Here is a 13332-nt window from a genome sequence, read left to right on the forward strand (position 1 = left end):
TCCGCCAGGACCTCAGGATGACCTCAGGACGACGCGGTGATGGTGGCGGAGCCGAGGACGACGTCCCCGCTGTAGAGGACGGCCGCCTGGCCCGCCGCCACGCCCGTCGCGGGCGTGTCGAGCGCGATGTGCAGCACGCCGCCGGAGAGCTGGGCGCGGCAGCCGTACACCTCGCCGTGCGCGCGCAACTGCACCTGGCAGGCCAGCGGCTCGTGCGGCTCGGCGACCGGGCCGTTGAAGACCGGACGCTCGGCGACGATCGAGCTCACCGCCAGCGCCTCCCGCGGGCCCACCGTGACCGTGTTGGACACCGGCTCGATGGACAGCACGTACCTCGGACGCCCGTCGGACGTCGGGCGATCGAGGTGCAGGCCCTTGCGCTGGCCGACCGTGTAGCCGTAGGCCCCGGCGTGGGTGCCGAGGACGGCGCCGGACTCGTCGACGATCGGGCCGCGCTCGGCGCCGAGCCGCTCGGCCAGGAAGCCGCGGGTGTCGCCGTCGGCGATGAAGCAGATGTCGTGGCTGTCGGGCTTGTCGGCTACGGCGAGACCGCGGGCGGCGGCCTCCTCGCGGACCTCCGCCTTGGTGGAGCCGCCCAGCGGGAAGATCGCGTGGGAGAGCTGCTCGCGCGTGAGCACGCCGAGGACGTACGACTGGTCCTTGCCCGCGTCGACGCTCCTGCGCAGCACGCCGTCCTCGAGCCGGGCGTGGTGGCCGGTGGCGACCGCGTCGAACCCGAGGGCCAGCGCGCGGTCGAGCACGGCCTCGAACTTGATCTTCTCGTTGCAGCGCAGGCAGGGGTTCGGGGTGCGGCCGGCGGCGTACTCGCTGACGAAGTCCTCGACGACGTCGCGGTGGAAGCGCTCGGCCATGTCCCAGACGTAGAAGGGGATGCCGATCACGTCGGCGGCGCGGCGGGCGTCGCGGGAGTCCTCCAGCGTGCAGCAGCCCCGGGCGCCGGTGCGGTAGGACTGGGGGTTGGACGACAGCGCGAGGTGCACGCCCGTGACGTCATGGCCGGCCTCGGCGATGCGGGCCGCCGCCACCGCGGAGTCGACGCCGCCCGACATGGCGGCAAGCACACGAAGACTCATAACACTCCCGAGACTACCTTCCCGCCGACCCCCCTCGGGTATCCCGGGCGGGTGAGGAGACCACCGCACGCCGCTGGTACCCCGGGCCGGCGGCCGCGTTGGCGTTCGGCGGCGGCACCTGCGAGGATCCAGGGCCATGCGAGAGACGGACGAGCCGCAGGACGCGATCCCCGGCTTCTGGGAATGGTGGGCGCGGGCCCGGCCCGAGGTCGACGCCCGCGCGGAGGCGGGAGACCTCGACGGGGCCGCCGAGGTGGTCGCCGTGGCGGCCGCGGCCGTGCACCCGGAGCTGGTCGTGGAGGTCACGCCGGGCAGGTCGGCGCGCCGGTCCCTGGTGGTGTCCTCCGCGGGCGACCCCGAGCTGCGGCCACTCGCCCACCGCTGGGTCCTGGCCGCGCCGCCCTCCGACGGGACGTGGGAGTTCCACCCGTCCCGGCAGGCCGTCGCGGACCCCGAGAGCCACGTGACCAAGGTGAACGGGCGGGAGTTCGGGCTGGACAAGCTGGTGCTGGGGCTGCGCGTGCCGCAGGGGACCCCGCGCATCGACATCTCGGCCTACCACCCGATCTTTCCCGACCTCGACGACGAGACCCGCACCGACGCCGCCCTCCTCGCCCTGGACCGGCTGATCGGCGAGGACGAGGTCGCCCGCTGGGTCGGCGACATCACCGCCGCGGCCTTCCAGCCCATCGACGCCGTGGCCGCCGTCCACCTGCCCGCCGTCGTCGCCGACCTCGCCTCCGAGTACGCCGGCGAGCAGTGGGTGCTGCTCACGGGAGAGACGGCCGACGGGACGCGCCTGATCGCCGCCGCCCGCCACCCCCTGCGGCCGGTGGACCACCCGCTGTTCGACCTGCGCGTCGGCATCACGCTGCCGTACGCGAACGCGGACGAGGAGGGCCTGCCGACCGGGGGCTCCCCCGAGGCGCTGCGCGCGTTCGAGGAACGTCTGGTCGCGCGGCTGGGCGACTCGGCGGTGCTGGCCGTCCACATGAGCAGCGACGGCGCCCGGGTGCTGCACGTCTACGCCGACCCCGACGGCGACGCGGTCGCCGTGGCCGAAGAACTCACCGCGCAGTGGACCGAGGGCGCGGGCTGGGTCGACGTGGCGAGCGACCCGGGCTGGCTCGTGATCTCCCCGTTCCTGAGCTGACGGCGTCCCCGCCGAGACCGGACCCGCTCAGGACGCGCTCACCGCCGGACCCCTCTGACGGGCTCGGCCTCCATTACGGGCCCGGTTTCCATGACAGGCCCGGACCCACGACACGCCCGGACCCACGACATGCCCGTTTCCTATGACGGCCCCGCTCCTGACCGGGCCCGGCCCACAATGGTCGCCCGCGCCTGAGCCGCCCCGCTCCTGACCAGACCTCAGGTCGAGGGACGGGTGCCCGCGCCGAGGGCCCTGGCGATCCAGCGGTGGACGAGGGTCTGCGGCGGGGGCCAGGGCGTGCCGTTGACGGTCGCCACCAGCTCCCAGTGACGCTCGGCGCGCGGGTCGTGGTCCTCGTACCCACGCACCAGCGCGCGGCGGAACTCGGGACCGTCCTCGGCTCCGTGCACCGGCGCGAGCAGCGCCACCACCCGGTCCAGCACCGGACCGGCCTCGGGGCCGCCCGGCTCCACCCCCGCGTCGATCGCCCGCTGGACCACCTCGGCGACGGCCCGGTTCGCCTCCTCCCAGCCCACTGTGTCGAGCTCCCCCGCCTTCTCGCGCCGGTCCCAGAACTCCTCGCTCTGGCGGCGCAGGGTGGCGCGGTAGTCCTCGTCCGAAAGCAGCTCCACCAGCTCCAGCCAGGCGTCGAACTGCTCGATCGCCGGCTCGGCGGGCAGCTCGGGGACCATGGCGTCCCGCAGGCACTCCAGCCACCGCTCACGGGCCGCGTTGCCGCCGCCGACCTCCTCCACGAACGAGTCCAGCAGTGCCTCGCGCTCGGCCGCGCCGATACGGCCGAGGGTGTTGAGCCTGCGCAGGTCCTCCTCCGAGGGGTCGCCTCGCTCCAGCGTGGCCCGCAGGACCGCCCGGGTGCGTTGCAGGTTCCTGAGCTGCGTCTCCACCGTGCGCAGGTGCAGGTCGAGCACCTGCCGCAGGTCACGGTCGCCGAGCGACCTGATGGTCGCGAGCCCCACGCCGATCTCACGCAACGTGCGGACGAGCTCAAGCCGCGCGACGTCGGCCTCACCGTACAGGCGGTACCCGGCGGCGGTCCGCTCCCGCTCGGGCAGCACGCCCGCGTCGGAGTAGAACCGGATGGTCTTGACCGGCAGCCCGGACAGCCTGGACAGCTCGCCGATCGTGTAGGTGTCACGAGGCATGCCTCGATTATCCCGTCCGGCCTCCAGTAACTGGACACTTCCGCGTCGCCGTCTCGCAGTACCTGGCGGCGGCAGATTCGACAGCGGCCGCAACATACGCACCATCGACGAGCCCGCGCTCAAACAGATAGCCCAGACCACCGGCGGCTCCTACCACCGCGCCGAGAACGCCGGCCGGCTCCAAAACGCCCTCAACGCCCTCCCTGGCAGCTTCACGGTCATCCACCGCCGGGTCGACACGGCCTCCGCCTTCGCCGCCGCCGGCGCCCTCCTCATCGTCACGGCCCTGTCCCTCTCCCTCTGGTGGAACCGCCCCCGCCCCCCCGGCCCGCTGGCCGGTCTTCGAAGAAACCGGCCGCCGGCTCTATTAACGCTGTCACTCCTTTCGTTTGTGACCCGGCAAATGAGTCAAGTCGCCGGCCCAGCCGCCGGCTGTCCTGCGGCAGGCGGTAGTCACACGCTCGGGCGGGCGAGACACGTGCGTTAAACGTGTCCGTAATGAGCCATCTGGCGTTCGGTCCTGATGAATGCCGTTTCGGGCTCTCGGTTAATGGGGTTTATGGCGTTCGCTAAATGAGCGCTGGATATCGCTCTGTTTCTGTAAGCAGGTGCCCGCACGCGCCAGGTCGGATTGATAGATTGGTTCTGTGTGATCGCGTTTGTCCATGCTCACCCTTGTTTATTGTCAATGGTGATGAGATCGCTCGTTCGCGGGGGAGGTACCGTTGCAGTTCAAGGTGCTCGGACCGGTCGAAGCCGGCGACGGTACGCGCTCGGTCCCGGTCGGCGGGTGGAAGCAGAGGACGTTGCTGGGGGCACTCCTCGCCAAGCCGAACACCGCCGTGTCCACCGAAAAGCTGATCGACGAACTCTGGGCGGACGCCGAACCGCCGATCTCGGCCGCGGACAACCTGCGTCTCTACATCTACCGGATCCGCCGCGCGCTCAGAGACCCGCAGCGCATCCTTTCCCAGCCACTCGGTTACTACCTGCTCGTCAAGAACGGTGAGCTGGACGCGGAGCGATTCGAGAAGCTCGTCCTCGAAGGGCGCCGCGCGCTCGACGCGGGCAACGTCACGCGCGCGGCGGAGGTCCTGCGGCACGCGCTGGACCTGTGGCGGGGACCGGCGTTCGCCGGGACGAGCGGCGCGGCCATCGTCGGGGCCGAGTCCGCGCGGCTGGACGAGCTGCGCCACGTGGCGCTGGAGATGCGCATCGAGGCTGATCTGCGGATCAACCGCCACGCCGACCTGATCCCCGAGCTGACCCAGCTCACGACGGAGTTCCCGTTGCGCGAGCGCTTCCGGCTCCAGCTCATGCACGCCCTGTACCGCGCCGGCCGCCAGGCCGAGGCTCTGCGCGTCTACCAGGACACACGGCGGATGATGGTGACCCAGCTCGGTCTCGAACCCGGGCCGGAACTGCGCGCGCTGGAGAAGGCGATCCTGGATTCCGACGACGGGCCGGGCGAGGTCATGCGCGGCGACCCGGTCGTCCTCCAGAGGACGCCGGACGGGCGCGCCGAGCAGGACGAGCAGCCCTCCAGCCCCTGCCTGCTGCCGAGGGACACCCCCGATCTGACGGGCCGCGAAGAGCACGTCGACCACCTTTGCGACACGATCTTGTCCGATGACGGGGGAAAGGGCGCCATCTTCACGATCGAGGGACGGGGAGGGGTCGGGAAGACCACGCTCGCCATCCACGTGGCGCATCGCCTGCAGAAGGTCTTCACCGGCGGCCAGCTCTACGTCGACCTCCACGGCGCGGAGCAGCGGCCGACCGAACCCGAGGAGGTCCTGGCACGGTTTCTGCGCGCCTTCGACGTGCCAGGAGACCTCATCCCGGAAGGGCTGGACGAGCGCGCCGAGATGTACCGCGCGCAGCTCGCCGGCCGCCGCGCGATCATCGTCATGGACGACGCGGCGGACGAGGCGCAGGTACAGCCGCTGCTGCCCGGCGCGTCGAGCTGCGTGGTGCTGGTGACCAGTCGTACCAGGCTGGCCGGGCTCGGCGGCGCGTCCCTGATCGAGCTGGACACGCTGACCGACGCCCAGGCGGTCCACCTGATGGAGCGCCTGTGCGGCGGCGAGCGGGTGAACGCCGAGCCACAGGCCGCCGCCGAGCTGGTGCGGCTGTGCGGCGGGCTCCCGCTCGCTCTGCGCATCATCGGCGCCCGCCTGAAAGCCCGTCCCCACTGGTCGCTCGCCAGGATGGTCCAGAAACTGGCCGGCGAGCAGGGCCGGCTTGACGAACTCGCTCACGGCCAGCTCGACATCCGCGCCAGCCTCGCGCTGTCGTACAACGGTCTGGACGGCCGGGCCCGTTACCTGTTCCGTCTGCTCGGGCTGCTCGACGCGCCTGATTTCACCGACTGGGTGACCGCGTCCCTGCTCGACATGGACGTCACCCTCGCCAGCGACGTACTCGAGGCACTGATAGACGCGCGCCTCGTGGACGTGACCGGCCGCGACGAGACCGGAAACCTGCGCTACCGGTTCCACGACCTCGTGCGGCTGTACGCCCGGGAGCGCGTCATGGCCGAGATCCCCGAGGCGGAGCGGACGGCCGCGACAGAGCGGATGCTGGGCGGCCTGCTGTCTTTGTGCGAGCACGCCCACACCAACCTGACCGGGGGAGAGCACCTGATCATCCACAGCGACGCGGCCCGGTGGCATCTCGACCGGTCGCTGATCGACCAGCTCGTGGCCGACCCTCTGGCCTGGTGCGAGAGTGAGCGGCAGAGCATCGTGGCGGGCGTCCGGCAGGCGGCGGAAGCGGGGGCCCACGAGTTCTCCTGGGACCTCGCCGTCACGGCGGCGCCGCTGTTCGAGGTGCGCAGGCACTACGACGAATGGCAGCTCACGCACGAGTACGCGCTCAGCGCCACCCGTAAGGCCGGGAACGTACGCGGCGAGGCCGCGGTGCTCACCGAGCTGGGGGAACTGCGCCTGGAGCAGAACCATTACGCCGACGCCACGACGCTGCTGAAGGCCGCGATGCAGGGGCACCTGCGGGCCGGGGACCGGCACGGGTACGCGCTGGCCGTGCAGAAGATGGGGGTCGTCCAGCGGCTGGAGGGCGACTACGACGCGGCCCTCCGCAGTGCCCATGAGGCCCTCGGAATCCTGGACGAGGTCCACGACTGGACGAACAAGGCACTCACCCTGCGCCACGCCGGCCAGGTGGCGATGGAGCTCGGCCGCCTGGAGGAGGCCGCGGAGTACATGGACCAGGCCCTGTCCGCCGCCAAGGAGGCCGGCACCCGCCGGCTGTACGCACAGGTGTTGTACCGCATAGGCGAGCTGTGCCTGAGCCGGGGAGAGACCGGCCGCGCCGACCGGGAGTTCAACCGGGTCCTCGCCATCGTCACCGAGCTGGGCGATGTTCTCGGCACCGCTCACGTGCTGCACGGTCTCGGACGGGTGCGGCGCCTGCAGGGCCGCCGCGACGAGGCGGAAGAGATGCTCTCCAGGGCGGTCTCCCTGGCCAGGGAGACCAACGACCGCCTGCTCCTGGCGCAGGTGCTCATCAGCCGGGGCGAACTGGAAAGTCAGTGCGGCCGCCTGGACACCGCGGCGCTGGTGCTGGCCGAGGCGGCCATGATCTGCGTCGACATCAACGTGCCCGCGTGGCGGGCCAGGGCGCTCCACGCGCTGGGGGACGTGTTCTGGGCCCAGGACAACGGTGAGGAGGCTAGGAACGCCTGGTCTGAGGCGTCGGCTCTGGAGGCCGCCGCCGCGACGCGGCGAACCGCCCCGTACGGAGCGCGCGGGGAAGGAGGCCCGCCGTGCTCCCGGCTTCGGCCAGGAGCACTGCCAGCAGCATGATCCCGGCGCCGGCCCACCCTAGGGCGGTCAGGCGGTCGTCGGCGAGCCAGAAGCCGAACAGTCCCGCGAAGGCGGGTTCGGTGGCGAGGAGCAGGGACGCGCGCACCGGCGAGGTGCGCTGTTGCGCGTAGGACTGGACGAAGTAGGCGACGGCGCTGGCCACCACCGCGGTGAAGGCGATGGCCCACCAGGTGCCGGTGTCCGCGGGCACCACCAGGTCGCCGGTCGCCACGGCGACGGCGAGCGCGGCGGTTCCGCAGACGCCGAGCTGCACGGCGACCAGGGGACCCACCGGAAAACGGCGGATCGCCCGGTCGGTGACGATGATGTGCGCGGCGAAGGCCAGGCTGCACCCCAGCGTGAGCGCGTCACCGAACGGACGCCACGCGCCGCCGAACCCTGACAAGAGCAGGAGCCCGAACGCGGCCAGGACGATGCAGCCCCACACCCGGCCGCTGATGGCCTGACGCAGCAGAAGCCAGGCCAGGATCGGGGTGAAGACCACGTACAGCCCGGTGATGAACCCGGAGTTCGACGCGGTCGTGTGCGCGAGCCCGATCGTCTGGAAGGCGTACCCGCCGATCAGCAGGATGCCCAGCACCAGGCCGGCCCGCCAGCCCGCCGCGGGAAGCCGCCGCACGGCCCGGCCGTAGGGCACCAGCAGTACGGCCGCCGCCAGCAGGAACCGGAACGCGATGAACGACCACGGGGGGATGTCGCGGATCGCGCCTTGGATCATGGTGAAGGTCAGGCCGAAACAGGCGGCCACACCGACGAGCCCGAGCTCGGCGGCACGTCTGTTCCACGCCTCGGTCTGATGGCCGGCGACGGTGCTCACGCGGTTGGATCCCTTCGTCTTCCGGCTCCGCGTAGCGGCGTACGGGGCCGGGGTCGTCACTCGGGCGGTGGGTCGCATCGCGCGCCGCGGGCATCGCGGTGGGCTCAGACGGCGAACCGTGTCTCGACGACCCGACCCCCGAGGCGCCGGTCCGCGGCCGAGCCGATCGGGCTGCGGAGCACGCACATTCGCTGGAGCCATCGGTCGCGGCCGTCGTAGCGGGCCGTGAACTCCGACCGCGCGTGCACGGCCTTGCGGTTGTCCACGATGAGCAGGTCCCCCGCGTCCAGCCGGACCCAGCGCTGGACCTTCCTCGTGGCGGCGGCCAGATTGCGCAGCGCCTCCTCGGCCTCCGGCGTGAGGCCGGTCATCAGGTCGAGGTCGAATGTCAGGTACGGGTCGTAGGGGTCTCCGGACAGGACGGGCAGCAGCGGGCCGTTGCCCTTGAGCCCATTGGCGCTACCGAACGAGTAGTCGATGCCGGTGCGGTAGAGGGGCTCGAACAGGAGCCCGCGGTCGCGCAGCGACAGCTCGCGAAGGATCATGCGCACGCCGGCGCCGCTCGTCCTGGCGACCCGCTCGTGGTCCGGCCGGACGCAATAGAGGAGCACGTAGTCGGGCATGTGGGGGTGGAACGCGGTCTCGGTGTGGAAGTCGAGCATGGACGACGAGCTCTCCGAGGACAGCTTCGTGGCGTTGTGGGGGGTGGGCGCGACGTTCTGGAAGATCTGCCCGTGCTTCTCCTGCCGGTAGGCGAAGGGGAAGCCGAGGGCGGCGCCGAAGGCGGCCAGCCACAGCTCGCTGAGCCAGGTCTCCTTCTCGACCCTCGTGCTCGGATTCGCCGGCGTCGCCGGCAGGAACGGGTCGGTGGGCATCCCCTTGACCAGCAGCACCCCGAAGTCGTTGGAGCGCAGGCGAAACCGCGTCACGGCCTGCCGGATCGGCCTTGGGATCTCGTGGTAGGCGAGCTCCGCCTCGGTGAGGAAGGTCGGTTCGTCCTCATACGGGTGGGGGAGCCGGCGGAAGGCGAGCTGCGAGAGCAGCCGGGCGAAGGGACGCGTGTCGATGCGGTGCGGGCCCGGCAGGTTCTCCAGATCCTCCTCGCGCCCTGAGCCGCAGGCCGCGTACCGGCGGTTGACGACGATGTCCCGGGCGGCCGAACGGACGGAGAGGGACGCGTCGGCCTTCACCAGCCACGCGACGAGACCGAGAAGAAGCTCGGCGTTCGACTCGCGGCCGAGGAACGGCAGGCACACCATCTCCCCGTTACCGATCACCGCCAGACGGCCCTCGCCGACCGTCGCGGTCCCCGCGACCGTCACCCCGCCGAGCCGGAGGAGGGGGGTGAGCGCGCCGCCGTCGTCGGCGATCCCACGGGGGCGGTGCAGGAAGGCCCGCATGGACGGCCGCGCGACGGGGTGGCCCGGCTCGACGTCGAGCACGTGGTCCTGGGCGAGGATGTGGGACTCCGCCCGAGGCCGGGGGACGCCCAGCGGCGCCGGCTCCAGGCGCAGATGCGGGAAGGGCAGCGGGGACCCGTCCGCATCGTTCACGGGCGCGCCGGCCTCGCCGTCCCCGAAGAGGAGGACGGCGCCGCCGCCCTCCAGGAACCGCAGGACCGCGGCGGACTCGTCCCGCGTCCACCGGCTCGTCGAGTCGTGGGGCAGGACGAGCAGGTCCAGTTCGGCCAGGGACTCCTCTCCCCACCCCTCCTCCAGGTCGGCCACCTCCGCGTCGAAGGTACCGCCGACGACGTCGGTCAGATGGCCCAGATAGCCGAATTCCGCGCATTCCTCGGGACGGTCGGCCAGATTCTTATCTCGCGCTGCGGTGACCCACCGTGTCGAATGCTTCAGATCGATGCCGACGCGCATGCTCCAGACACCTTTCATGAGATGACGTTGGATTACCTTCCGCGAAGCGACTCGGTCGGCAGGCCGCTTTGCGAGGCTGCCAGACAGTAACATCGAGCGCAGTATGGCTTGGTATACGAGCCGTATACCAAGATATGCGCCCGAAGCCCTGTCAACTTTCCGGATCGCTGACACGGTGAGACCGGGGCCGATCACGAGACGGTTCCGCGGCGACGGCGAGGCGGTGGTGATGGTCATTGAAGACGCTTACGTCATGGAGTCGCTGAGCGAGAACGGCTTGTTACCGGATGGCTGTGAATCGGTGTTCCTGAGCGGAACACTGATACGCGGCTGGGGCAACCCGAACAGCGATCTCAATATAACGATCATTACGCGAGAGCCCTGGACGTCCCCCGGCGCGGAATGCTCCTTCGTCGCGCTCGACCCGCCCACCGTCATAGGGGAGAAGCTGCATGTGGAGGGCAGGCGCTGGGACATCGAGTACTGGCAGGACTCGCAGGTGGAGCAGGCGATGGCGAAGCTCTCCCATGAGGCCTTCATGGGCGACCAGGCGGTCTGGAAGCTGCTCACCGAAGAAGAGTTCGCCTTCCTGGAGGGAATTCCGTACGCCGTCGCGGTCAGCGGCCCCGAATGGCTCGACAATCGCCGCCGGCAACAGCGGGAATCCGCCTACACGGCGATTCTCGTCTCGCGGTCACTCGACCACGCCGACGGATTCGCCGAGGAGGCGGACGGCGCCTGTGAGGCCGGCGACCTCGACAGTGCGGTGCTCGCCGCGCGTTCGGCGTTCGGTCACGCGGTCGACGCGCTGCTCGCGGCGCACGGCGAGTTCGGGCATTCCCCGAAATGCCGAGCCCGGCGTTTCAGAGAGGCCCGCCCCTCCCTCCTCGCGTTCGACCGGTACTGGGAGGTCGAGACCATGCGCACTTTCGACCCCGCCAGGCCGGCCGGCTGGGTCCGTGAGGTGATCTCGCTTTGCCGGCGGATCTCCATGGAGGTGGAGGTTTAGTCGTTCCGGCCTCGGCGGCCTTCAATAGGTCGACAGCAGATGGCGCAGGACTCGCACGCCGAAGCGCAGCGCGGACTCGGGCACGCGTTCGTCGACCCCGTGGAACATGGCCGCGAAATCGACCTCCGGCGGGAGCCGCAGGGGGACGAATCCATATCCGTGGATGCCCAGCCGGTGAAAGGTGCGGTTGTCTGTTCCGGCGGACAGGCAGTAGGGGACGACGCGTCCCCGCGGGTCCTCGACCTGAAGGGACGCCAACATGGCCTCGACCAGCGGCGTGTCGAACGGGACCTCGACGGCGTCCTCGTCGTCGATGTGGCGGCTGGACACCCGAGGCCCCGCCAGCCGGTCCACCGTTTCGAGGAAGTCGTCCTTCAGCCCCGGGAGGAAACGCCCGTCGATCTCGGCCACGGCGATCTCCGGCACGACGTTCGTGGCGTACCCGGCGTGGAACCGCGTCGGGTTGGCCACGTGACGCAGTGAGGCGCCGATGAAGCGGGCGATCGGGCCGAGCTTGCCCAGCACGCCGTCGATGTCGTCCTCGTCGAACGGCACCTCGCAGGCCAGGCAGATCTCTCGTAACATGCGGCGGGTCGTCGGGGTCAGCCGCTGTGGCCAGGTGTGGGCGCCTATCCGGCTCACGGCCGCCGCCAGCTCGGTCACCGCGTTGCCGGGGTGCGGCAGTGAGCCGTGGCCCGCCTGGCCCTCGACGGACATGCGGATCCAGGCCAGCCCCTTCTGCGCGGTCTCCACCAGGTAAAGCCGCAGGTCCGAGCCTATCGTCAGGGAGTAGCCGCCGACCTCGCCGATGGCCTCCGCGCATCCCTCGAACAGGCCGGGGTGTTCGCGCACGAGAAACCGCGCGCCGTGGTCTCCGCCGGTCTCCTCGTCGGCCAGCCAGGCGAAGACCAGATCGCGCCTCGGCCGGAGCCCGGTGCGCGCCATGTCACGCACGAGGGCGACCATCATCGCGTCCATGTGCTTCATGTCGACGGCGCCGCGACCCCACACCCAGCCGTTGGCCACCTCTCCGGCGAACGGCGGCATCGTCCAGTCGCGGGGATCGGCGGGGACGACGTCCAGGTGCCCGTGCACGAGCAGCGCGGGAAGCCCGGGCGTCGTCCCGCTCACCCGCAGGATCACGTTCCCCCTGCGCGGCGAGCACTCCAGGTAGGTGGGGCTGAGCCCGGCCTCGCCCAGCCACTCCATGATCCGCTCGGCCGCCGCGCGCTCGCCGGGTCCGTCGCCGTCGCCGAGGTTGCTGGTGTCGATGCGGATGAGCTCGGCGCACATGCGGACGGTCTCGTCCTCAAGGAGCGTCATGCGGGCTCCTGGTGAGACGGCCGTCCTTCAGCAGGTGTCCGCGTTTGTAGGCGCGGGTGATGAACGCCATGTCCACGTCGACCACGTCAGGCAGCCCTCCGATGACCTGGGTGACGAATCTGTACAACCCCATCTCGTGGGCCAGGCAGACCTCGACCAGGAGGTCACGGCTGCCGGCGATGGCGGCGCAGTAGCGGACGCCCGGGTGGCGGGCGAGCGCCGTCCCCACCGCGTCCAGACCGGCGGGACGCACCTCCAGGCCGAGCTGGGCCTCCACGCGCAGGCCGAGCAGCGCGGGTTCGACCTCGACACGCGGGCGCACCACCCGCCGCTCCAGCGACCATGTCACCTTGCGGCGCGCGGTCGGCACCGAGATGCCGAGCTCGTCGGCGATCTGGGTGTAGCTCGCGCGGCCGTCGCGGACGAGGATCTCGGCCACATCCCGGTCGACGCCCCCGAAATCGACCCGGTCCGGCAGCTCGGCGAGCGGTGGGACGACCAGGGCCCTGAGCCCGGCGACCTCCTCCTCGCCGAGCAGGGGCGCGTGCCAGTCGGCGACCGTGGTGAACGTCCTGAGCACCACCTGGGCTTCGGTGGCCCGCACCCCCGGGGTGGCCGGTATCTCGTCGGCGAGGATGCCGTGCAGATGCCGCAGGTGGTCGCTCCCGGAGGCGATGAGCTCGATCCACAGGTCGGCGGTCCCGGTGATCGCGAAGACCCCGCGCACGTCCGGCCGGGCGGCCAGGATGCCGGCCGTCGCGTCCACGGAGCCCGGCTCGGTGCTGACGCGAATGTGCACCGGGTTCCCGACGCCGCTGCGCAGATCGTCGTAGGCGGCGGTGATCCGGATGGCGTCGATGGCGAGCATGCGCTGCACGCGCCGCGCCACCGTGCGCTCGTGCTCCCCGAGCACCCGCGCCAGGTCTCCCCACGCGGCCCGGGGCGCGACCTGGAGCGCCGCGACCAGGCGACGGTCCATTTCGTCGAGCATGTCCAAATCTAACATTCACTGACCCATTGAGACGGTTACGTGAATCTCACTATAGCTTGT

8 protein-coding genes and 1 pseudogene are annotated in these 13332 nt (G+C 71.0%); 3 read left to right on the forward strand and 6 right to left on the reverse strand.

Features of this window, described 5'->3' with window-relative positions; genetic code table 11:
- Positions 1-23 precede the first annotated feature (23 nt).
- Complete coding sequence (mnmA, locus tag DQ384_RS07025; RefSeq protein ID WP_114027863.1) at positions 24-1094, reverse strand: tRNA 2-thiouridine(34) synthase MnmA; 1071 nt, start codon at positions 1092-1094, stop codon at positions 24-26.
- A 136-nt stretch (positions 1095-1230) separates the two neighbouring features.
- Between mnmA and DQ384_RS07030 the strand changes: the two genes are divergently transcribed.
- The gene (locus DQ384_RS07030; protein WP_114027864.1) at positions 1231-2247 is read left to right on the forward strand and encodes a DUF695 domain-containing protein; all 1017 of its coding nucleotides are present in this window, start codon (positions 1231-1233) and stop codon (positions 2245-2247) included.
- A 218-nt stretch (positions 2248-2465) separates the two neighbouring features.
- On the opposite strand, the gene DQ384_RS07035 is transcribed toward DQ384_RS07030, so the two are convergent.
- Entirely contained in the window at positions 2466-3410 is a 945-nt protein-coding gene (locus tag DQ384_RS07035) for a helix-turn-helix domain-containing protein (protein WP_181871071.1), read from the reverse strand.
- A gap of 725 nt (positions 3411-4135) precedes the next feature.
- Here DQ384_RS07035 and DQ384_RS42695 point away from each other — a divergent pair.
- Complete coding sequence (locus DQ384_RS42695) at positions 4136-7237, forward strand: AfsR/SARP family transcriptional regulator (RefSeq protein ID WP_114027866.1); 3102 nt, start codon at positions 4136-4138, stop codon at positions 7235-7237.
- Positions 7238-7274: 37 nt separating this feature from the next.
- Here the strand turns inward: DQ384_RS42695 and DQ384_RS07050 are convergent.
- Positions 7275-8276: pseudogene (locus tag DQ384_RS07050) on the reverse strand (DMT family transporter); the annotation flags it as partial.
- The gene (locus DQ384_RS07055) at positions 8180-9967 is read right to left on the reverse strand and encodes a TauD/TfdA family dioxygenase (protein ID WP_181871073.1); all 1788 of its coding nucleotides are present in this window, start codon (positions 9965-9967) and stop codon (positions 8180-8182) included. The pseudogene DQ384_RS07050 and the gene DQ384_RS07055, both read right to left, overlap by 97 nt.
- Before the next feature lie 211 nt (positions 9968-10178).
- Here DQ384_RS07055 and DQ384_RS07060 point away from each other — a divergent pair, with 211 nt between their 5' ends.
- Positions 10179-10958: a hypothetical protein gene (locus DQ384_RS07060; RefSeq protein ID WP_147268678.1), complete on the forward strand. Its 780-nt coding sequence runs from the start codon at positions 10179-10181 to the stop codon at positions 10956-10958.
- Positions 10959-10979: 21 nt separating this feature from the next.
- On the opposite strand, the gene DQ384_RS07065 is transcribed toward DQ384_RS07060, so the two are convergent.
- Entirely contained in the window at positions 10980-12281 is a 1302-nt protein-coding gene (locus DQ384_RS07065; RefSeq protein ID WP_114027870.1) for a M20/M25/M40 family metallo-hydrolase, read from the reverse strand.
- Positions 12268-13272, reverse strand: coding sequence for an Lrp/AsnC family transcriptional regulator (locus DQ384_RS07070; RefSeq protein WP_245966288.1), 1005 nt, complete (start codon positions 13270-13272; stop codon positions 12268-12270). Before DQ384_RS07070 ends, DQ384_RS07065 begins: the two co-directional genes overlap by 14 nt.
- Positions 13273-13332 lie beyond the last annotated feature (60 nt).

The organism is Sphaerisporangium album (assembly GCF_003323745.1).
In the GTDB taxonomy this organism is placed as follows: Bacteria; Actinomycetota; Actinomycetes; order Streptosporangiales; family Streptosporangiaceae; genus Sphaerisporangium; species Sphaerisporangium album.

What these genes read in the sequence shown, in the direction of transcription:
- mnmA (WP_114027863.1), bottom strand. Translation starts at nt 1,094, where the DNA reads ATGAGTCTTCGTGTGCTTGCCGCCATGTCGGGCGGCGTCGACTCCGCG.
- DQ384_RS07030 (WP_114027864.1), top strand. Translation starts at nt 1,231, where the DNA reads ATGCGAGAGACGGACGAGCCGCAGGACGCGATCCCCGGCTTCTGGGAA.
- DQ384_RS07035 (WP_181871071.1), bottom strand. Translation starts at nt 3,410, where the DNA reads ATGCCTCGTGACACCTACACGATCGGCGAGCTGTCCAGGCTGTCCGGG.
- DQ384_RS07055 (WP_181871073.1), bottom strand. Translation starts at nt 9,967, where the DNA reads ATGAAAGGTGTCTGGAGCATGCGCGTCGGCATCGATCTGAAGCATTCG.
- DQ384_RS07060 (WP_147268678.1), top strand. Translation starts at nt 10,179, where the DNA reads ATGGTCATTGAAGACGCTTACGTCATGGAGTCGCTGAGCGAGAACGGC.
- DQ384_RS07065 (WP_114027870.1), bottom strand. Translation starts at nt 12,281, where the DNA reads ATGACGCTCCTTGAGGACGAGACCGTCCGCATGTGCGCCGAGCTCATC.
- DQ384_RS07070 (WP_245966288.1), bottom strand. Translation starts at nt 13,272, where the DNA reads ATGCTCGACGAAATGGACCGTCGCCTGGTCGCGGCGCTCCAGGTCGCG.